This window comes from Gordonia sp. VNK1 (assembly GCF_040049135.1).
Classification (GTDB): domain Bacteria; phylum Actinomycetota; class Actinomycetes; order Mycobacteriales; family Mycobacteriaceae; genus Gordonia; species Gordonia oleivorans.
Genome location: NZ_JBDZDJ010000006.1, coordinates 148797 through 170238 on the forward strand (window position 1 = coordinate 148797; position 21442 = coordinate 170238).

The 21442-nt window shown below is 68.2% G+C and carries 16 protein-coding genes and 1 pseudogene; 12 read left to right on the forward strand and 5 right to left on the reverse strand.

The window, feature by feature from the left end; genetic code table 11:
* The first annotated feature begins 1 nt into the window (after position 1).
* Positions 2-583 carry a class F sortase gene (locus ABLE94_RS09610; RefSeq protein WP_498041313.1) on the forward strand — a complete coding sequence of 194 codons (582 nt, stop codon included), beginning with the start codon at positions 2-4 and terminating at the stop codon, positions 581-583.
* A gap of 275 nt (positions 584-858) precedes the next feature.
* Here ABLE94_RS09610 and ABLE94_RS09615 read toward each other — a convergent pair whose 3' ends face one another.
* On the reverse strand, positions 859-2487 hold the full coding sequence (locus tag ABLE94_RS09615; protein ID WP_348808655.1) for an ABC-F family ATP-binding cassette domain-containing protein: 1629 nt from the start codon (positions 2485-2487) through the stop codon (positions 859-861).
* Between the two features lie 177 nt (positions 2488-2664).
* Between ABLE94_RS09615 and ABLE94_RS09620 the strand changes: the two genes are divergently transcribed.
* The 4 genes from ABLE94_RS09620 to ABLE94_RS09635 are packed head-to-tail and all read left to right on the forward strand — an operon-like array spanning position 2665 to position 8058.
* A complete protein-coding gene (locus tag ABLE94_RS09620; RefSeq protein WP_348808656.1) occupies positions 2665-4725 on the forward strand; it encodes a glycosyltransferase in 2061 nt (686 codons plus the stop codon).
* Positions 4722-6938, forward strand: a complete 2217-nt coding sequence (locus tag ABLE94_RS09625) for a hypothetical protein (RefSeq protein ID WP_348808657.1) — start codon at positions 4722-4724, stop codon at positions 6936-6938. The genes ABLE94_RS09620 and ABLE94_RS09625 overlap by 4 nt, the downstream gene beginning before the upstream one ends.
* Positions 6935-7132, forward strand: coding sequence for a hypothetical protein (locus tag ABLE94_RS09630; RefSeq protein WP_348803765.1), 198 nt, complete (start codon positions 6935-6937; stop codon positions 7130-7132). The genes ABLE94_RS09625 and ABLE94_RS09630 overlap by 4 nt, the downstream gene beginning before the upstream one ends.
* A 35-nt stretch (positions 7133-7167) precedes the next feature.
* Positions 7168-8058 (forward strand): glycoside hydrolase family 16 protein, encoded by an 891-nt coding sequence (locus ABLE94_RS09635; protein ID WP_348803764.1) that lies wholly within the window; start codon positions 7168-7170, stop codon positions 8056-8058.
* Positions 8059-8100: 42 nt separating this feature from the next.
* On the opposite strand, the gene ABLE94_RS09640 is transcribed toward ABLE94_RS09635, so the two are convergent.
* Positions 8101-9507, reverse strand: a complete 1407-nt coding sequence (locus ABLE94_RS09640) for a lipopolysaccharide biosynthesis protein (protein WP_348803763.1) — start codon at positions 9505-9507, stop codon at positions 8101-8103.
* Positions 9504-10356 (reverse strand): annotated as a pseudogene (locus ABLE94_RS09645) (glycosyltransferase family 2 protein). Before ABLE94_RS09645 ends, ABLE94_RS09640 begins: the two are co-directional and overlap by 4 nt.
* 177 nt (positions 10357-10533) lie before the next feature.
* On the opposite strand from ABLE94_RS09645, the gene ABLE94_RS09650 reads away from it, so the two are divergent.
* The 5 genes from ABLE94_RS09650 to ABLE94_RS09670 all read left to right on the forward strand — a co-directional run bounded on the left by ABLE94_RS09650 (position 10534) and on the right by ABLE94_RS09670 (position 17403).
* Positions 10534-11358 carry a 2-amino-3,7-dideoxy-D-threo-hept-6-ulosonate synthase gene (locus ABLE94_RS09650; protein WP_348803761.1) on the forward strand — a complete coding sequence of 275 codons (825 nt, stop codon included), beginning with the start codon at positions 10534-10536 and terminating at the stop codon, positions 11356-11358.
* 67 nt (positions 11359-11425) lie between these two features.
* On the forward strand, positions 11426-12598 hold the full coding sequence (locus tag ABLE94_RS09655) for a 3-dehydroquinate synthase II family protein (protein WP_348808658.1): 1173 nt from the start codon (positions 11426-11428) through the stop codon (positions 12596-12598).
* Positions 12585-15155 carry an AMP-binding protein gene (locus tag ABLE94_RS09660; protein WP_348803759.1) on the forward strand — a complete coding sequence of 857 codons (2571 nt, stop codon included), beginning with the start codon at positions 12585-12587 and terminating at the stop codon, positions 15153-15155. Before ABLE94_RS09655 ends, ABLE94_RS09660 begins: the two co-directional genes overlap by 14 nt.
* Positions 15152-16123, forward strand: a complete 972-nt coding sequence (locus ABLE94_RS09665; RefSeq protein ID WP_348803758.1) for a beta-1,6-N-acetylglucosaminyltransferase — start codon at positions 15152-15154, stop codon at positions 16121-16123. The genes ABLE94_RS09660 and ABLE94_RS09665 overlap by 4 nt, the downstream gene beginning before the upstream one ends.
* Positions 16120-17403: a lipopolysaccharide biosynthesis protein gene (locus tag ABLE94_RS09670; RefSeq protein WP_348803757.1), complete on the forward strand. Its 1284-nt coding sequence runs from the start codon at positions 16120-16122 to the stop codon at positions 17401-17403. Before ABLE94_RS09665 ends, ABLE94_RS09670 begins: the two co-directional genes overlap by 4 nt.
* A gap of 17 nt (positions 17404-17420) precedes the next feature.
* Here the strand turns inward: ABLE94_RS09670 and ABLE94_RS09675 are convergent, their stop codons facing one another.
* Positions 17421-18326, reverse strand: a complete 906-nt coding sequence (locus ABLE94_RS09675; protein ID WP_348803756.1) for a glycosyltransferase family 2 protein — start codon at positions 18324-18326, stop codon at positions 17421-17423.
* 4 nt (positions 18327-18330) lie between these two features.
* The gene (locus ABLE94_RS09680) at positions 18331-19317 is read right to left on the reverse strand and encodes a glycosyltransferase family 2 protein (protein WP_348808659.1); all 987 of its coding nucleotides are present in this window, start codon (positions 19315-19317) and stop codon (positions 18331-18333) included.
* 124 nt (positions 19318-19441) lie between these two features.
* Between ABLE94_RS09680 and ABLE94_RS09685 the strand changes: the two genes are divergently transcribed.
* Together ABLE94_RS09685 and ABLE94_RS09690 are read left to right on the forward strand one after the other, a co-directional pair.
* Positions 19442-20263: an SDR family oxidoreductase gene (locus tag ABLE94_RS09685; RefSeq protein ID WP_348803752.1), complete on the forward strand. Its 822-nt coding sequence runs from the start codon at positions 19442-19444 to the stop codon at positions 20261-20263.
* A gap of 22 nt (positions 20264-20285) precedes the next feature.
* The gene (locus ABLE94_RS09690) at positions 20286-21425 is read left to right on the forward strand and encodes a lycopene cyclase family protein (protein ID WP_348803751.1); all 1140 of its coding nucleotides are present in this window, start codon (positions 20286-20288) and stop codon (positions 21423-21425) included.
* Positions 21426-21442 lie beyond the last annotated feature (17 nt).

Here is a 21442-nt window from a genome sequence, read left to right on the forward strand (position 1 = left end):
CATGGCCTTCCTCCTGGCCTGCCTCGCCGCGGCGATCCTGACCGGCTGCGCGACCACCGGCACACCGTCATCCGAATCCGGCACTTCCACGGTGGCACAGTCGGATCTGCGTCCACCGGTCAGTGCGCGAACGGGCGATCCGGGCGCCCCTACCTCGGTGACCGCGGGTGGCGGGACCGCCCCCACCGAATCCGTGGCCACCGATACCTCGGGCGCATTGCTGCCGCCCCAGGATGTCGGCCACCTCGGCTGGTGGGTGGACTCGGCGCTACCCGGCTCGGGAACCGGCACGGTGGTGATCACCGGGCACGTCGACGACGTCGACCAGGGACGGGGATTCGCCGCCCGATTCGGTTCACTGACACCAGGATCCGAGGTCACCCTGCAGACCGCGGGCGGCGATACGGTCCGGTATCGGATCCGGGATGTTCAGACCGCCGACAAGGAAAACGGTTTCCCCGCAGCACAACTCAACCGGCTCGACGGACCGGAGACACTGGCACTGGTGACCTGTGGCGGACCATTCGTCGGTCCACCACTCGGATATCGGGACAACATCATCGCCTGGGCGGTCCGCTCCTAGACCGCCGACCGCATGCGCAATCGCGTTGACAGCGCCCACCCACCCACTGACTGTGCTCGCCTACCCGTTGGTCGAGCCCGACGAGGCGCCAGCCGAGGAGGTGTCGAGACCTCCGCAGGTTGCGCTGGGAAGACACAGAGCGCTGTCAACGCGAAAGCAAGCGCTGTCAACGCAATTCAGAGCGCTGTCAACGCGAAAGTGAGCGCTGTCAACGGATTTCAGAGCGCTGTCAGCGTGGTTCAGGGCGCTGTCGACGCAGCGAAAGAGAGTGGTGCTCAGGCCAACTCGATGAGTTCCTGATACTCGTCACTCCAGTGGTCCTCGGTGCCGTCGGGCAGCAGGATCACCCGCTGCGGCTCCAGGGCCGCCGCCGCACCGGGATCGTGGGTGACCAGGACCACCGCTCCGGTGTAGCTGCGCAGAGCCTCGAGGACTTGCTCACGCGAGATCGGATCGAGATTGTTGGTCGGCTCGTCGAGGAGCAGCACGTTGGCGGCCGAGGACACCAGCCCGGCCAGGGTCAGGCGCGTCTTCTCGCCGCCGGACAGCGTGCCCGCGGGCTGGTCGAGTTGGGCGCCGGAGAACATGAACGCGCCCAGCAGCCCTCGGAGATCCTGCTCCCCCGCGTCCGGCGCGGCGTGCCGGATGTTCTCCCACACCGACGCGGCGTCGTCGAGGGTGTCGTGTTCCTGGGCGAAGTAGCCGATCTTGAGTCCGTAGCCGGGTTCGATGGAGCCGGTGTCGGGGGCCTCGGCGCCGGCCAGCAGCTTGAGCAGCGTCGTCTTTCCCGCACCGTTGAGACCCAGGACGACCACCCGGCTGCCCTTGTCGATGGCCAGATCAACGCCGGTGAAGATCTCCAGCGAGCCGTAGTTCTTCGTCAGGCCGGAGGCCATCAGCGGGGTCTTTCCGCACGCGGCCGGCTCGGGGAACCGGATGTGTGCGGTCCGGTCGGCTACCCGCTCCTCGTCGAGCGCATCGAGCATCCGGTCGGCCCGCTTGAGCATGTTCTGCGCCGCGGTGGCCTTGGTGGCCTTGGCGCCCAGTTTGGCCGCCTGCGTGCGCAGCGCCGAAGCCTTCTTCTCCGCGTTGGCGCGTTCGCGTTTACGACGTTGCTCATCGGTGGCGCGGGCGTCGAGGTATCGCTTCCAGCCCATGTTGTAGATGTCGGCCTCGCCGCGCACCGCGTCGAGGAACCACACGCGGTTCACCACGTCGGCGAGCAGGTCGACGTCGTGGCTGATCACGATGAGTCCACCCTCATGGTTCTGCAGGAATCCACGCAGCCAGGTGATCGAGTCCGCGTCGAGGTGGTTGGTCGGCTCGTCGAGCAGCAACGTGGTCTGCGATTTGCCGGCACCGTCGGAAGCGGCGAACAGGATGCGCGCCAACTCGATTCGACGTCGCTGCCCACCCGACAACGTCCGCAGTGGCTGACCCAGCACGCGGTCGGGCAGGCCGAGGCTGTGACAGATCCGCGCCGCCTCGGATTCGGCGACGTATCCGCCGAGTGCCGAGAATCGCTCTTCGAGTTGCCCGTACTTGGTCACCGCGCGATCGCGGACCCGCTCATCGGCGGTCTCGGCCATGAGCGCCTGCTGCTTTTCCATCTGCCGCAGGATGGAGTCGAGGCCGCGCGCCGACAACACCCGATCCTTGGCGAGGACCTCGAGGTCACCCTCTTTCGGGTCCTGCGGAAGGTAGCCGATCTCGCCGCTGCGGACCACGGTGCCGGCGTACGGTTCGGTCTCTCCGGCCAGGATCCGCAGTGAGGTGGTCTTGCCTGCTCCGTTCCGACCGACCAGGCCGATGCGATCGCCCGGCTGGATACGTAGCGCGGAACCGGGCGCCGACAGCAGGGTCCGAGCGCCCGCACGGACTTCGAGGTCGGTCGCGGTGATCACGACGATCGAGTCTATCGACTTCACCGACGGCGACCGAATCGGCGAAAGGCGGCGACGGTCACCGCACTCGATTGGGTAGAGCCACTAAGGGTCCACTACAGTAGCTTAGGCTCACCTTATTGTGGGTCGTTATTGCCTGGCCCCCGACCCGATGCGCCCGACCGATGGAGATACGCGGTGACCACACCCCACCAGCTGGCACTCACCGATGCCGGTGCGATCAGTCTCGGGGTGATCATCTGTTGCTACACCACCGAACGCCGGGATCAGCTGGGCGCCGCGATCGACGCCGCGGCGGCTCAGCTCGGCGCGAATGACCGCCTCATCGTGGTCGCCGACCACAACGATGAGTTGCTCGGCTGGGTGAAGAGCCGGGTCCACGACGGGAACCGTCGCGTCGACGTCGTTCCCAACGCGCACGGCCGCGGACTGTCCGGCGCCCGGAACACCGGCCTCGACTGTTCGGACGAGGATGCTCTCGTCTTCCTGGACGACGATGCGGTGCTCGCCACCGATGGTCTGGCGGCGGTGCGTCGCGCATTCGGTGATCCGTCCGTCGTCGCCGTCGGCGGAGCGGTCACACCGCGGTGGCCCGCCGGCACCGCACCCCGCTGGTTCCCCGACGAGTTCGGTTGGGTCGTCGGCTGCGACTACCGCGGCATCGCCGAGGACGGCGCCGACATCCGCAATCCCATCGGCGCCGCCATGGCGGTGCGGCGGTCGGCCCTGCGCGAGATCGGTGGTTTCGCCACCGAGCTCGGCCGCGTCGGCGACCTCCCGGCGGGCTGTGAGGAAACACTCATGGGTATCGAACTGCATCGCGCGTTCCCCCGGGGGCGTGTGGTCCGCGACGTCGGCTTCGGCGTCGCCCACAGCGTGTCGACCGATCGCGAATCCGCCCGCTACTTCCTGCGACGGTGCCTCAACGAGGGAAAGTCCAAGGCGGTCCTGTCGAGGATGGCCGGTTCCGGCGACGCCCTGTCCGCCGAGACCTCCTACGTGCTGCGGACCATCACCTCCGGCGCGCTGCGCTACCTCTCCCACCTTCTGCGCGGCGACGCGGCCGCGGCCGCCCGCCTGGCGATGATGATCATCGGGGTCGCGGTCACCGCCGCCGGCACCGCGTGGGGCACCGGTGCCGGTGCGCGACAGCGCGCCGGCACCGACTCCCGGCTCGTGCCGGCGCGGTCGCGGCGTCGCCGGGCGTCCTCGATCGGACCCGACGATCTGGTGACCGTGGTGATCCCCACCATCGGCCGCGACCTGTTGATCGATGCCGTGGATGCCGCTCTGGCACAAGACCATCCGAACATCGAGGTGATCGTGGTGGACAATCGCCCGGGACACGGGCGGGTCGCCTCCATCCTCGCTGATCGTCGTGATCCGCGGCTGCGCATCGTGACCGAGACGTTCCCCGGCATCTCCGCGGCCCGCAACGCCGGTATCCGTGCGGCCCGCGGCCGCATCGTCGCGTTCACCGACGACGACGCCCACCCGGCCACCAACTGGGTGAGTGCCGTCGTGGCGGCGTTCACCGACGATACGACCGGATCGGTGGGCGCGGTCACCGGACGCGTCGTCGGGATCGACACCCCCACCGAGCTGCAGGAACTGTTCGAGGATGCCAAGGTTTTCGACAAGGGCTCCGACGCGATGATCTGGGCGTTGACACCCGAACCGGAGCATGTGGCCGCCGGTGTCGCCGGGCCGCACAACTTCTTCTTCCCCTACACCGCCGGACAACTCGGCAGCGGCAACAACTTCGCGCTGGATGTCGAGATCCTCTCCGACACAGGCAATTTTGACGAACGACTGGGGACCGGCACCCCGTCCAACGGCGGCGAGGACCTTGACCTCATGCGCGAGATCATCTTGTCCGGATGGGCCATCGCGTACCGGCCGGATGCGGTGGTGACCCACTATCACCGCGACAACATGGACGATCTGCGGACCCAGGCCTACGGATACGGCACCGGAATGTCGGCGTCGGTGACCAAACTGCTGTTCTCCCGCCATGCCGTTGCCGTGGCCAAGCGGATCCCGGCCGGACTCTGGGCGCTGCTCGTTCCCGGGTCGGAGAACACCTCGGCGTTCTCGCGTGCCCAGTGGCCCGCCGAACTGCGCAGCCTGGAATTGCGCGGCTATCTCGCGGGTCCGCTGCTGTTCGGCCGCGGCCACCTCCGCTGCCGTGGCCGTCGGCAGCAGGTCACCGGGCCACGGACGGATCACGCGTCGTGACACTCACAGTCTCACGATCCTCGGCTCGGCAGACCACACCGGATGCACCCATCTCCTACGGATTTCCGCCCGGTGGAGCGCTCGTCGTCGGTGGGGTACTGGCCGCAACGCTTCTCGTGCTCGATGTGCTGGACGGACTCGGTGCCGACCCACTTCCCGCCGCCGTCCGCGCACTTCTGGTGTTCGCCGGAATCCTCACCCTGCCGGGCATCCCGATCGTCGTGGCGCTGCGGATCCCCGGTCGAGCGCTGGCGGGGATCCTTATCCCCGCCATCTCGTTGTCGGTGACCGTCCTGCTCACCCAGACCACGATCGTCGCCGACTGGTGGAGTCCGCTGCGCTCCCAGGCGATTCTGACCGCAGGTTCGCTCGCCGCCTGCATCTGGGCCCGTCGCACCCTGCCCGCGCATACCCGCACGGGCTCATTCGGATTCGACCGAGCCCATTGGACCCGGCGCCGCGCGGTGGAACTCTCCGCGCTCGCCGCGTCGTTGGGATGCTTCGGGCTGGCCGTCGCCGATCTCGACGTCGCCGACACCGGCCGATTCGGGGTCATCCCCGCCCTCGACCCCGTCTATTTCCTCGGACTCGGCCTGCTGGCCGCGGTCATCGTGGCGGCACTGCTGTCACGACGACTCGACACCCTCGTCCTCGGCGCCGTCACCGTCGTCACGGTGGCCTACAACTCGATGCTGGTCGGCGGCGCCACCGGCGAAACATCCATCCCCACCTCGTTCGTCCACCGCGGCTTCATCGACGTCCTGGCCGCCAGTCACCATCTCCCCGACCAGATAGACGCCCGCTTCAGCTGGGCCGGATTCTTCACGATGTCGGCCCACGTGAAGGTCGTCGGCGGAATCGGTGACCTGACGCCGGTGCTGCTCTGGGCGCCGTTCGTCGCCGGGGTCGTCGTGTCATTCGGCATCTACGCGATCGCGATCGCCATCACCGGCCGTGCCCGACTCGCATGGGTGTCGGTACTGCTCTACCACGGGTTCAATTGGTACCAGCAGGATTACTTCTCGCCGCAGTCCATGGCGATCATCGGATACACGGCCATCCTCGGCACTCTGCTATGGCAGTTGCGCGCCGCGCCGTTGCCGCGACTCGACGGTGGCCGGATCGCGGGTATCGTCAACGGATTCCGCCGAACTCCGGGGCGGGTGCCGGGCTTCGGTCCGGGCCGGACGGTGGGCATCGAGATGGTCCTCATCGTGATCATCGCGGCCAACACCGTGTCCCACCAGATGACGCCCATGCTCACCGTGCTGGCGCTGGCGGCCTTCGCCGCCACCGGGACCACCCGCTACCGCACCCTGTGGCTTGCGGCCGGACTGATCTTCGCCGCCTGGTTCTCCTACGGCGCCACCGACTTCTGGCTCGGGCATCTGCAAAGCCTGGTCGATGAGGTGGGCAAGGTGGGTCAGTCCGTCGAGGCCGGCCTCGGCGATCGCCTCAGCGGCGATCCGACCTACACCCGCATGCAGTATCTGCGGATGCTCGCCTCCGGTGGCTTCGCCGTCGTCGGACTGATCGGTTGGCTGATCTGGCGGTCCAAGAAGGCCTGGCTGGTCGGCGGGTTGCTCTGCGCCGCACCCTTCGTCCTCGTCGCCCTGCAGAGCTATGGCGGCGAGATGATCATCCGCTGCTTCCTGCTCGCGTCTCCCGTGCTGGGACCGTTCGCCGCGCTGGCACTGGCCGCAGGCGGCGCCGCACTGCGACGACGACTACGCGCCACCCACCTCCGATACCTCGGATACGGGTTGCTGTGGGCAGTGGTGATGATCCTGGCGCTGCTCGAGACCACCAACCGCGGTCTGAACACGGCCTTCGAGGCGACCACCCGCGACGAGGTCACCACGACCGACGATTTCATCGCCTCAGTCCCGCCGGACGCCACGGTGATGAGTTTCAGCTACGCACCGCAGAGCACCGGCGTGCGGCGCATCCTCGACCCACACGGGCCGCGGTTCTCCTTCATCGACTCCTTCCCGTGTCTCGACGACGTCGCGCGGTGCGCCCGCGAGCGATGGCCGGACTATATCTACGTGACCAATCAGGGATTGAAGATGCTCGAACTGCAATACGGTCAGTCACCCGACGCGCTTCGGGACGCCGTCGACGGGCTGATACGGACCGGCGAATATCGCCTCGTCGTCCGTACCGAGAATGTCGAGATCCTACGCGCCGGAACACCTTTGGAGGACCAGTGAGCATCACCGTCGTTCTGCTCGTGATCAGCGCGGTACTGCTGGTGCTGGGTGCGGCGCTACGCGAGTTCGAGGTGGGCTCCGACGGCGCATCCCGCCGGGGCACGCTGGCCCACCGACTCACCCTGGTCACCGCCGGATGCGTCATCGTGGCAGCGTGTCTGACCTTGCAACGGTTGGCGGCAATGGCACTGTGAGGCGCCATGGACACCGCCGAAGACGTTGCCTGGCCATGGTCATCGGCGTCGCCGCGTCGGCGATGATCAGCAATGGTTGCACCATCGGCGACGGCCACGGTCTCCACAATGCCGCCCGGACGACGTGTCTGAGCGACCGCGGCCCGGACGGATCCGGTGCCACCCCCGAGACCGTCGACCGTGCCCTGTGGAAACGAACATTCCTCGACACGTTCGACCGGTGCGATCTCGGCGACCAGTGGGGTACCTATTCCGGCAGTCCCGGGGGCAATCCGGTGGGCCACTGGGATGAGTCGATGGTGTCGGTCGACGCCGGCGTGATGCGTCTGTCCGGCAAGAAGACCCCCTCCGGATGGGTCACCGGGGGCGTCTCGAATTACCCGGTCACCCAGACCTACGGACGGTGGGAGATCCGCATGCGCGCGACGCCGAGCGCGGATCTGTCCTACCACATGCTGTTGTGGCCCAAATCCGACGAGTGGCCGCCGGAGATCGACTTCGCCGAGAGCATCGCCTCACGGAGAGACGCGATCTCGGCGTTCGTGCATTGGAAGGACGACGGGGAGAACCGCAAGTCCCAGGCGGATGCCACCGGTGACTTCGCCGACTGGCATGTCGTCGGTGTCGAGTGGCTTCCCGGACTGATCCGGTACCTCCTCGACGGCAAGGTGTGGGCCGAGGTCCGCTCGGCCGAGATGGTACCGACGATTCCCATGTGGTTGGGCATGCAGGTGGAGGCCGGCGCATGTGAACGGCGCGCGGACTGGGGAATGACACCGTGCGCGGCCGGTGAACCGCGTCCGGTCACCGCCGAGGTCGACATCGACTGGGTGACGGTCTACGCACCGGTCGATGACGTGGCCGCGTTCACCCGCGCCGGATACCTCCGGCCGACCCGGGGCGCGATCCAGCTCCGCGACAGGTGATCTCGAGACCCCCTTGCGCGGTGGCCGGCGGATCGAACCCGCTCAGGACGCGATGCGCTCCGGGGTCGACGACCGGACGACGGGACGCAGCGGGGCGCGTCCCGATACCGCACGCGCCACCGGAATGATCACCAGTGCCGCCGCGGTGCCCTCGGCCAGGATCATCGCCCAGCCGGCGGCGACCAGGCCGTGCTCACCGATCCAGAATGCGGTGGCCGACAACATGATCGTGGCGCTGATGATCTGCACGACGAGCGCCGGCCACAACCGGCACCGTACCCGGGAGATCGCGACGTAACAGAGTCCGACCGCCGCCAACGGCAGAGCCACCGCTCCCAGACGCAGGAGCGGCGCACCGTATTCGGCGTAGTCGGGGCCGGCCAGGCGCAGGAACAGCGGACCGATCACCTCGAAGCCGACGGCCGCCACCGCCGCCCCGCCGATCATGATCGCCACGAACAGTCGTGTGAGCCGCAGTGCCGCAGTCGAATCGGGCCCCGCACCGAGACCATCGACACCACCGTCGGCGTCTCCGCCGGGTCGGCGATCGACGCCGGCGGCGCTCATCGACGCGACATACGGTCCCAGCATCATGGTCAGCAGCACGAGCACCGCGCTCACCAGTGACCAGACGATCGAGAAGTAGGCGTTGTGATCCGCGCCGACCCGCGCGATCACCACCGGGGGCAGGATCAGCGGCGTGATCGCACTCGCGATGTACACGCCGTAATTGCCGGCCAGGAACCGGCCCTGATCGCGCAGCGGCGGCATCAGGGTCGCATCGGCCCGCGCAACCCGACGTCGAAGTTCCCGTCCGGCGAACCACCACAGGACGCCGCCGGCCACCGCGGCTGTGACGATCCAAGTGCCGACGAGGCCCGCTCGACTGGCGAGTCCGGCGAGGGCGATCGCGCCGAGGAGTTTGACGACGGCGTGGATGACGTTCTTCTGTGCCGACCAGGTGGCCCGGCCCATGGCGATGCTCAGGTGATCGAGCAACGCAAACGAGGACAGGACCATCACCACGACCGGGAACAGCACGAGTTCGATTCTGCTGGTGAACATCTCATCGGTGGGCCCGACGAGCAGGAAACCCGTCGCGAGCACCGCGCCGCAGATGGCGCCGATGCCGAGTCCGAGGGTGGGCAGGGCGTAGCCCCGTCGACCCGCCACGGGCAGGAATCGCTCGAGATATGCCCCCAGACCAAGGTTCCCGAACGCCGAGAGCATCGTGGCCGTGGTGATCACCGCCGCCGCGGCCCCGACCTCGCGGGCCGGGTACAGGCGGCCGGCCACCACCCAGTAGACCAACCCCAGTGCTGCGGTGAGCATCCCGGATACGGCAACGGCGCCCGAGCTCTTGGCGAGCCCTGCGGATTCACCCGGCGCGCGCTGTCCCGATCCGCGGTCCCCCGGACCCGGTTCGCCTGCGACGCGGGCGGCGATCACCCCGCGAGTTCGTCGGAGACGACCTCGACGGCCGCCCCGGCACGCACGCCGTGCCGTGCCGCCGCGCGGTGGCTCCGCCAGTGCTTGAACTCCTGATTGATGGTGCGCAGCACCCGCATTCCGTCGCTGTAGGCGTTGAGGTTGCTGCGTCCGTGCAGACGCGGGCCCTCGAAGCTGCCGACCTCGGTGATCGCGAGTCCGGCGGTGGCGAGCCGGACATTGATCACCGTCTCGATCTCGAAGCCGTCACCCCACTGGGCGCGGCTGTACTGCGTCGGCGGCAACTCGATCTGCTCGGCGTGACGAGCCCAGAAGGCGTTGTAGCCGTAGCAGAGATCGGTGAACTTGGTATGGAAGTACACGTTGACGATGGTGTTGAGGACCTTGTTGCCCCATCGTCGCAGCGTGGTGATGTCGGTGCTGCCGCCACGTCCGACGAAGCGGCTGCCCTTGGCGAGATCGGCCCCGTCGATCAACGCGGTGACGAACAGCGGGATCTCGGCCGGGTCGGTCGAGCCGTCGGCGTCGATCATCACGATGATGTCACCGGTGCATGCCTCGATGCCGCAGGCCAGGGCGTTGCCCTTACCCGACCGGGACTGAGTGACGAAAGTGGCTTCGGGCCAGAGTTTTTTGGGCGACGGCGACGGTGTCGTCGGCCGAGTTCCCGTCGACGAAGACGATCTGATCGATGTCGTCGGGCATGCGGAATGCCACGTACGGGAGGTTCTTGGCCTCGTTCATGGCCGGGATGATGACCGACACACTCGGACGGCCCGTGCTGGCGTCGGAGATCGGCGACACCTCGGGCGATCCGGTCGAAGTGTCGGCTCGCGGGGTCTCGTGCATGCGGTCCCTACTCGTTGGGGTCGGTACTTCCTGAAGCTTGGCTTAGATTAGCGTAAAGGTTAGGCTAACCAAAGACCAGCCTGGAGTTGCTCTTCTCACCTCGGCGGAATTGCCGATGACCAAGAGGGTAGCCTACCCTAAGCACAGGTTGGGAACCAGGCATTCAGGAGCACGTTGATGACAACATTCGTGGACGGCCATCGCCGCCCAGCGCCCACCGGCGGCAAGGCGATTCGGCTGTCGAGAATCGCCGACCCGACCACGTTGCGGTCCCAGATCGTGCCGATGGACCATTCGATCACCCTCGGCCCGCTCGGACCCGTCCAGCACACCGAACGCATGGTGCGCCTGCTGTCGGATTCCGGTTGCGACGCCGTGGTGTTGCACCGAGGCCGGGTGGGACAGGTACCCCCGGCCGCATTCGCCTCCATGGGTCTGATCGTGCACCTGTCCGCCAGTACCTCCCTGGGACCGGATCAGGACGCCAAAGTTCTTGTCGGCGGCGTCGATTCGGCTCTACGCAGCGGCGCCGACGCGGTCAGCGTGCACGTCAACATCGGTTCCGGGACCGAGAGTGGTCAACTCGAGGACTTCGCGGCCATTTCGCGGGAATGCGAGACGCTCGGCGTTCCCCTGCTCGCGATGATGTATGCGCGCGGCCCGGCGATTCCCGCCCGGCCCACGACGGCGACGTTGGCGCATCTCGCCGCCATCGCCACCGACCTCGGTGCGGACATGATCAAGCTGGACTACGCCGAGTCGGCCGAGGCCATGCGCGCGGTCGTCGACTCCACCCCGGTGCCGATCTACGTCGCGGGCGGCGCGACGCGGGATGACGACGACGCCATCGCATTCGGCGCCCAGGTCCTCGAGAGCGGGGTCGCCGGCCTGAGCTTCGGCCGCAACATCTTCGGGGCGGAGAACCCCTACCGCGTGGCCAACACCCTCGCCGATCTGGTTCATCGGCGCAGCGTCGGGGTCTCGACGCTCGAATCCGCCTGATCACCAGGGCAATTCCACCCGGCCCTTCGCTTCGACAGCCCACATCATCGGCAGAACAGGAACACCCATGTCTTCGACCACCTCGAACGAGATCGTCGTCACCGATCAGATCATCCCGGAATCCGGTGTCACCCACGAGCGCTCCACCTCGCACTTCGGGTGGGTGGACGTCCGCGGTCTCACGGACTCAGTCCGGGACGCGGTCATCGCCGCCGCCCTGAACTATGGGCTGGACGGCATCATCTCCGACGACCCGGCCGTGCTCCGCGACCTGCCCCCCACCGTTCGTCGAATCCTGTTCTCCGACACCACCGGCGCCGTGGACTCCGATGAGACCGACTCGTCCGACGCCGATCTGGTGCTGGTCAATGACGCGAACTCGCCCGAGCACGCCCCGACCGCGGTCCACGTGGTCGTCTCCGATGCCCCCACCCTGTCGCGGGCCTGCGACCTGGTCCGCTACACCCCCTGGACCGTGCTCACCTTCACCGACCCGACCAAGATCCCGCTCGAGATCGTGATCGCGGCGGCGGAGAACTCCGGTGGTAAGACGGTGACCGTCGTCAACGACATCACCGATGCCGAGATCGTGAAGCTGGTGCTCGAGCACGGCTCGGACGGACTGCTGCTCGCCCCTCGGCACGCCGACGACGTCGTCGCACTGGCCGCCATCCTGACCCCGTCGGCCGACCGCGTGCAGTTGTCCCATCTGACGGTGACCGGCGTCGAGCACATCGGCATGGGTGAGCGTGCCTGCATCGACACCTGCTCGCTTCTCGAGCTCGACGAGGGGTGCCTGATCGGCTCCTTCGCCAGCGGAATGTTTCTGTCCTGCAGTGAAACCCATCCGCTGCCGTACATGCCGACGCGTCCGTTCCGGTGGAACGCCGGGGCCGTCCACTCCTACGTGCTCACCCCCGACAACCGCACCCGCTACGTCAGCGAACTGCGTGCGGGCCAGCCGATCCTCGCGGTTCGATCGGACGGCACGGCGCGCGAGGTGCGCATCGGCCGGGTGAAGATCGAACGCCGGCCGCTGATCTCGATCACCGCGACGAGCCCCGACGGCAAGGTCATCAACGTCATCGCACAGGACGACTGGCACGTCCGGTTGCTCGGCCCCGGCGGCAGTGTCAACAACGTCACAGAACTCCGGGCCGGCGACGTGCTTCTGGGTTATGTGCCGACCGAGGCCCGCCACGTCGGTCTGCCGATCACCGAATTCTGTGACGAGCGCTGACACAGTCGGGCAACGGTTCGCCGAAGTCTGCTCGGCGCAACCGGATTCGGTCGCACTGCAGATCGGCGAGCGACGCTGGAGCTACCGCGAGCTCGCGGACGAACTGAGCGCACGCAACGCCGAACTCGACCGCACCGAGCCCGACACCGCACGTCCGGTGGCGGTGGTGGTCGACGGCTCGCCCACCACCGTGCCGGCGATGCTGGCGGTCCTGATGTCGCCACGTCCGCTCATTCCGATCGACGCCGCCTCACCCGTATCGCGGATCGCCGGCATCGTGGCGGAGGTCGGCGCCCTGCTGCATCCCGACTCTGCGGTCACCGATCAGGCCGTCCCCGATCACGCCGTAGCCGGTGACCGGACCGCAACGACGCTGCACCCATCACCACGCCGCGCACCACTGGACGGCTGCGCGATCCTCGCGTTCACATCGGGCTCGACGGGAACGCCCAAGGCGGTTCGCCAGGGTCACGACCTGTGGCTGCATCAGGCACGTGATCTGTCCGGCCAACTCGGCATCACCTCCGGAACGGTGGTGGCGCAAGCCCTTCCACCGGGGTTCGGCGGCGGCCTGGACATCATCGTCACCAGCCTGCTCAACGGCGCGCATCTGGTGCTGGCCGACCCGCGACTGGACGGCACCGCCGAGCTGGTGGCCACGCTGAGCGCCTGCGCACCGGAGTCGTTGCAGTTGACCCCGGCGTTGCTGCGGGCCCTCATGGCGACCCCCGGCTGCGCAGCCGCGTTGGCGTCGGTGCAGGTGGTGGCCACCTGCGGCGAGGCCATCGACGCCGCCGACGTCGCCCGGCTGCGGTCGCTGGCCCCGACGGCAACCTTCGTCAACCGGTCCGGTTCCTCGGAGACCGGCAACCTCGCGTTCAACGTCTTCCCACCGCATCGACCGCTTCCAGCCGGCACGCTTCCCGCCGGAAAGGTCGCTTCCGGCAAGCAGATTCGCATACTCGGAGACGACGGGGCCACGGTCCCGCCGGGAACCACCGGCATCATCGAGGTGACCTCGCCCTACCTGGCGCAGGGCTACCTCGTCGGCGGCGAGATCATCGATTTCCCGGTGACCGCCACGGTGGACGGCCACGGCGCCCGACGGCATCTCGTCGGCGACGCCGGGCACCTCCTCGGCGATCAGCTGCACCTGACCGGCCGCGTCGACGACACCGTCAAGATCCGCGGATACCGCGTCGACGTCGGTGAGGTCGCCGCAGCGGCACGCGCCCTGCCCGACGTCGGCGACGCGGCGGTCGTGGTGCGTGAGATCGCCGGCCGGCCCGCCCTGGTGGCCTACGTATCTCCCCCGCCCGGGACCCGACCACCGGCGATCGCCGCAGTGCGACAAGGGTTGTCGCAATCCCTGCCGAGCTGGATGGTGCCCGCGCACACCGTCCTGCTCGCGGAACTACCGCGCACCGAACGCGGCAAGATCGACCGGATGGCGCTGCCCGACCCGGCCGTGCGCGCCGATCATGCCCCGCCGGCAACGACCACCGAACGCCTGCTCGCACCGATCTGGTCCGACCTGCTCGCCGTCACCGACATCGGCCGCGACGACGACTTCGTCGCGCTCGGCGGTGACTCACTGACCGTGCTCACCCTCCTCGATCGGGTCGACGACGCCTTCGGCGTGCGCCTGCCCGTCTCGGTGCCGGTCGTCGCCTCGACCCTTCGCGGGTTGGCCCGCGAGATCGACTCCGCCTCACCGACCACCGCGGCCGCCGAGGTGATCATGCTGCCGGGTTCACCCTCAACGCACGACACCGGCTCGACGACAACGGTCTTCGCCTTCGCCGGGGCAGGTGAGTCGGCGCTGGCCTTCGCGCCGCTGGCGCGTCGCTTACCCGGTGTCCGGATGATCGGACTGCACGCCCACGGTCTCGAATCCCGCGGGCTACCCGACTGGACCATCCGCCGCGCCGCCCGGCGCTGCGTGCGCCACATCCGGGCGGCCGCTCCCCACGGCCCGTACCGGTTCGTCGGACATTCCCTCGGCGGGGTCATCGCGATGGAGGCGGCGAACATCCTTGTCGCCGACGGCGAACGGGTCGAGCACATCGTCTGCCTCGACACCATCGTCACCGGTCCCCTGCAGCGACGCACCGAGCTGGAACTCGACTCGACAGTCGACGGTATGGATGAGGGGCATCGGGACTGCCGTGATCGCGACGTCCGAGATCACGGCGAAGCTGATCGGCAGGGCCTGCCCGCTACTCCCGACACCCCGACCGGCACGGCCGTGTGGCGCACCCGGCTGACCCTGATGACGGCCGGGTGGTGGCCCCGACCCACCGAGGAGCAGTGGTCGCTGTTCCACGAACTCGGCCGGCGTTCGGCGCTGCTGCACCGCCTGCGGCCCTGGCACGGGCCCGTCACCGTGGTGCTCGCCGAGGACAATCCCGACCCCATCCACTGGTGGGATGCGCTTGCCCCCGGACACGTCGGCATCCATCGGGTCACCGGCGACCACAACGGCATCATCCGGGCACCGCATGTCGACCGGGTGGCCGGTATCGTCGCCGACGCCGTCACCGGAGCCAGGGTATGACGGCGCGGTACGCGGTCCATGTGATGGCCCATCATCACCCGCATCTCTTCGCCGATCTCGTTGCCTCCCTGCGGCATCCCGACATCGACATCTATGCCCACATCGACCGGAAGGTGGATGAGGGAGGGTTCCGGAGGGCACTCGACCCCGACGCCAACGTGCACTTCGTCGACCGGGCCCGCCGCGTTCGGGTCCGGTGGGGTGCCCCGAGTGTCGTCACCGCGACGCTCACCCTGCTCGACACCTCCGCCGCCACGGGACGGCGATACCACCGCCACTCCCTGCTCTCGGGAACCGATCTCCTGCTGCGCCCACTCCCCGACCTGTTGGACGCGTGGGCCGACGACACGGAGTACATCCGGGTGGACTGTGAAGTGGACGGCGGCTCCGGCGGCTCCGCACCGGGGCGTCACAGTTCCACCATCACCCGGTACCACTTCGCCGATCATCCTGTCCTGCACCGCGTGTCGGGACGCATCCGGCGGCGTCCGGTCGATCCGCGGCTGTTCCGCGGATCCAATTGGTGGTCGCTGACCGACGCCGCGGTCACCGCCATCCGCACGACGTTGGCGCGCGACCCGGGATGGCGCCGAGACCTGCGGTTCTCGCTGTGCTCGGATGAGATCCTCTTCCATTCGATCCTGATGGCCTCGCCGTTCGCCGACGCCATGAACCAGAACTACGCCGGGTGCGTCCACCCCGACTATCGCGTCCTGTCCGACGAGTGCGTGCACTCCGATCAGACGATCCACGGTCAGCACTTCATCGACTGGAGTGATCCCGACGGGATCTCACCGCCGGAACTCGATGCCGATGCGCTCCGGCGGGCTCTGGCCGGCCCGGCGCTCTTCGCGCGCAAGGTCGGACCCGAGTGGACCTGGCGTGGCGGCGCGCTCCCCACACCGACCACCGCGCCGGTGGACGAGATCGCCCCGACCACCACCCGGCCGTCGCAGGTCCGGCAATGATCTGGCGATCGGCGAGTCGGGACCGACTGACCGTCAACGCCTCGGCGCTGATGGTCAGTTCGCTCGGCACCGGCGTCCTCGGGCTGGTGTATTGGATTGTCGCCGAACACTTCTTTCCCACCGCGGAGGTCGGACGCGCCTCGGCGGTGATCAGTTCGGCCACCGTCCTCTCGTCGCTGGCATGTCTGTCCCTCGGCGGTGCGTATCAGCGATTCCTGCCCGTCGCCGGCAACAGGTCACTGCGCTACATCGTCGGCGGGTATCTCCTCACCACCGCGATGTCGGTCGTCCTGGGAATCGGATTCCTGCTCATCGGTCTCGGCGACAAGATCCTTCACACCGCCGGGGAGCGCATCGGCTTCGTCGGCATGGTGGTGGCCTTCGCGCTGTACGCACTGACCGACCCGATCCTGACCGGGCTGCGCCGGGCTCCCGAGGTGGCGATCAAGAACATCACCCTCTCGGTGCTCAAGATCGCCCCGGTCGTCGCGTTGGCGGGTATCCCGTCGGCGTTCGCGATCGCCGGGTCCTGGGCGGTGCTGGCCGCGGTCGTCACCGCCGTGTTCGTCTTCCATTGTGTCCGTGTGGCATTGCGCCGCACCGACAGCGGCGCCGGACTCCCGACCGGCCGTGAGTTGATGTCGTTTCAGGGGGCGTTCTTCGCACTGATGCTGGTGTCGTCGGTGACCCCACTGGCACTACCCCTGGTGGTGGTCTCCCAGGCCGGCACCACCGAGAACGCCTACTTCAATCTGGCGTGGACGATGTGCTCGGCGGCCGGGATGCTGCGCGCCTCGGTCGGATCGGCGTTCGTCGTCGAGGCCTCACAACCCGGTGCGGACCGGGGCAGGCTGCTGCGGCAGCTGGGCAAGATGCTCGGCCTGATCACCGGTGTGGTGGCCGTCGGGCTGGCGGTCGGCGGACCGGTGATCCTCTGGATCGCCGGGCCGGACTACCTGCGCGCCGCGGGCCCGCTGATGGTGGTGATGGCGGTCGAATCGGTCGTCGAAACCGTTGTGGTGACGTATTTCCTGATCGCTCAGCTCCAGCGCCGAATGGGTCTGATGGTGTTCAGCCAGATCATCCTGGTGACCATCACCGTGGGTGGCGCATACCTGCTGATCGGTCCGATGGGTCTGGTCGGTGTCGCCGTCGCCTCCCTGGCCGCCGCCACCGTCACGTTGCTGATCGTCGCCCGGCCGATGTACGTCGGGGTCCGCCAGATGCTGCACGAGCGGCCGGATGTCGCCGTCGCCGACGTCGCACCCACCGGTTCCTGACGCCGGTTCCTGACGCTCTACGACGCCGTCCCGGCGCGCCGCGCCGCCAGGGTGGCCTCCACGACGCGTCGGCCGCAGAATGTCACGGTCTCGCGACTCGGGCGCCGCGCCACACACCGCACCGCGGCACGCGTGCTCACTCCGAACGTTCGGAGAACCCCGGTGGATCCGGGCCAGAGCAGATCCCGGATGACGTGCTCCGGCACCGGTCGCGCGCCGGTGCGTTCGGCGTGGGCGAGGGCGATCCGCAGATGCGCGGCGCGCTGCTGGGCGCTGTGACGAGTGCTCACCTGGGCGGGATGGATCCGGTACAGGTATCCGATCATCGGCACATTCCCGATCGCGCCGTGGCACGACAGTCGTGCGTAGAACTCGTAGTCCTCGGCGTGGGTGAAGTCGGCATCAAAGCGCATCCCTTCGCGTACGACGACGTCGCGGCGCATCATCACCGATGCGCCGCACAGACACCCGGCCAGCAGCAGCCGGTCGCGGCACGCACGATCGGTCCGCGGCATCCGCACCCGGACCGACATCGCGCCGAACAGTTCGTAGTCGGTGCCGCACGCGATCCCGTCGGGATGGCCGGCAAACCACTGCAGCTGGGCGGACAACCGGCCCGGCGGGCAGATGTCGTCGGCGTCCATCCGTGCGATGTAGTGTCCGGTGGCCTCGGACAGCCCGCGGTTGAGCGCGGCCACCAGGCCCGCATTGGGCTGTGAGATCACCCGGATCCGCGGATCGGCGAGGGTGGCCAGCTCCGCCATCCCGGCATCGGTGGAGCCGTCGTCGATCACCAGCAGTTCCAGATCGTCCACGCCCTGCGACAGGATCGATTCCGCCGCCTCGACGATGTATCTGGCCGCGTTGTAGGCCGGCATCAGCACGGTCACCGACGGCGCCCGGCCACCATCGGCGTTCACCATCGGGTCATCGCCACCTCAGCACCGCCGAGTACAGTCCGGGGACGAGCTTCACCAGGACCGCAAAGATCATCTCGCGGAGGTATTTTCCGGCCCACAGGGTCGGCAGGTCACCCAGTGAGATGTCGTCGCGGACCCGGGTCAGCGCGGTCCGATACAGATCGGAGCGATGGCCCGACGCATGCGCGGAACGCATCGCGACATGGGCCACCGATGTGAGCACCTCGCGATAACGGAAGCCGACGAAGTCGCGCCACCACCCCGCATCGCGGGTGGTGGCACAGATCAGTTGGCGGACATCGTCTTCGACGACAAAGAGATCGAGCGTCGAAGGACTCAGGGCGGTCGACAGGGAACCCTCGCGATAGAGGTAGCGGTACAACGGCTCCGCCACGAGGGCCACACGTTCCACCGACAGGGACAATCGGACGCTGGTGGCGAAGTCCTCATACGCCTGATCCTGTGCCCAGGGTCGCTCACCGAGAATCTCGCGGCGGAAGAGTTTGGTACAGGCGTACGCCTTCGCCCGTCCGCACAGGATCTCCCGGGCATACTGCTCGCCGGTGAGGACCGCCGCGGGCGGCGACGCCTCGTCGATCTGGAGTACCACACCGTTCTCGTCGACACGACGCGTCCGCGTCACGCCGATCTGCGCGTCGTGTGCGGTCATCGCGGCCACGATCCGGGCGACGAAATCGGCGTCGGCCTCGTCGTCGCTGTCGAGAAACCAGACGAGATCGGTCTGGACCGCCGCCAGTCCGGTGTTGCGGGCCCGGCCCAGTCCCCCGTTACGTGGTTGCCGGATCAGGCGGAACTCACGTCCGGCGTCATCGAGTGTCTGCCGGGCGACGGGAACGGAATCGTCGTCGCCGCAGTCGTCGACGATGACGATCTGGTCGACGGGATAGGTCTGTGCCAGAACCGATTCGATGCAACCACGGACATAGGGAGCACTCCGGTAGACCGGAATGATGACACCGACGCTCGGCTTCACGCGGCACATCCCTCCTTCCCGGTCCAGGCGATTAAGGATAGCCTAAGCACATTCACATGCCGGGGGCGGGATCGCGGGAAGCACCTCGTGTACACGCCACCGCGGCCGCACGTAGGGTGACACTGTGACCGACACCACTGCGACGACCGACACCACCCCCCGTGCGAACACCGCATTCCCCGCTCCCGACCTCACCGGTCGTTCGGCCCTCGTCACCGGTGCCAGCCGTGGCATCGGCCTGGCCATCGCCACCGAACTCGCCCGCCGCGGCGCCGCCGTCGTCATCACCGGCCGCAAACCCGACCCCCTCGCCGAGGCCGCGGCCGCCATCCGGGCCGAGGTGCCCGATGCCACCGTCACCGATGTACCCGGCAACACCGGCGACGCCGACCACCGCACCGCCGCGGTCGCGGCCGCCGTCGCCCAGGGCGGTATCCACATCCTGATCAACAACACCGGGATCGCCCCGACCGCGGGTCCGCTGATGGATGCCGACCTCGACGCGGTGCGCAAGACCTTCGACACCAACGTCGTCGCCGCACTCGGCTTCATCCAGGAGGCATATCGGGCCGGGATGGCCGAGACCGGCGGCACGGTCGTCAATGTCGTGTCCGTCGCCGGGCTTCGCTCCACCGGCGTGATCGCCGCATATGGCGCGTCGAAGGCCGCACTGATCCGCCTCACCGAGGAACTCGCGTGGGAACTGGGCCCGGCCGGGATCCGGGTCAACGCGATCGCCCCGGCGATCGTGCGCACCAAGTTCGCCGACGTGCTGATCAGTGGCGACAACGGGGCCAAGGCGATCGCCGGTTACCCCACCGGTCGCCTCGGCGAACCCGAGGACATCGCCCGCGCGGCGGCCTTCCTCGTCGGCGACGAATCATCGTGGATCACCGGGGAGACGCTCCGGGTGGACGGCGGCCTGATGTCCACCGGTTCGATGTGAGCGCGACGGGCGCACCGTCGCGATGAGCAGCACATCCGTGATCGTCGTGGGCGCGGGCCCGTCCGGCCGTGCCCTCAGCCACCGACTCCTGCACCACGGGGTCGCGGTGACGCTGATCGATCCGGCGCCGCACCGGCGCTGGACGCCCACCTATGCCGCCTGGACCGACGAGGTGCCCACCTGGGTGGGCGGTGACCTGGTCGCGGCCCGCGTCGACTCGGTCTCGGTCTATGCGTATCGGCGGCGAGACATCGCCCGCGGCTACACCGTCTTCGACACGCAGCGACTGCAAACCGGACTCCCGATCGACGATGCACACGTGATCGACGCGAAAGCCGTAGAGGTACAGACTCATTCGGTGATCACCGGCGACGGCGAGTCGATCACCGCCGACCACGTGATCGACTGTCGCGGCACCTCGGCCCGTCACCTGCCACGCCAGACCGCCTACGGTGTGATCGTCGGAGACGACGACGCGCGCCGGGTGCTCGACGGATCGCCGGCCATCCTGATGGATTGGCGCGCACCGGAACACACCGCGCCGTGGCAGCACGGCGGACCGTCGCCCTCGTTTCTCTACGCCGTGCCACTCGGTGAGGACACGGTCCTGCTCGAGGAGACCTGTCTGGTGGGCCGGCCCGCCCTCCGGATTCGTGAGCTGCGCGACCGTCTTGCCCGTCGTCTTGCCGCCTACGGCCTCGCCGACGCCCGCCTCCGCGGCTCGGAGACGGTGGCGTTCCCCATGCTGCCCGACACCCGAACGCCCTGGGAGACAACTCCGTTGACCTTCGGTGCGGCCGGCGGGCTGCTCAACCCGATCAGCGGGTACGGGGTGGCCACCGCCCTGCGCTGTGCCGATCTGCTGGCGCGCGGAATCCGCGACGGGGATGATCCGACCGAACTGCTGTGGCCCTTCTCGGCGCGTCAGGTGTGGCGGCTGCGATTGCGCGGTCTCGGGGTGCTGCTCGGCCTCGATCCCGCACAAACCGTCACCTTCTTCGCCGCGTTTCTCGCACTGCCGGTGAGCGCACAACGCAGCTACCTCAGTGAGCGCACCGATCTGGCCGGCACACTCGCGGCGATGCGATCGGTCTTCGCCGCACTCGACCACCGCACCCGACTCCGGTTGATGCGTGAGGTCACACGTCCCGGTCTCGGTTGATCACTCCCGTGAGAGCG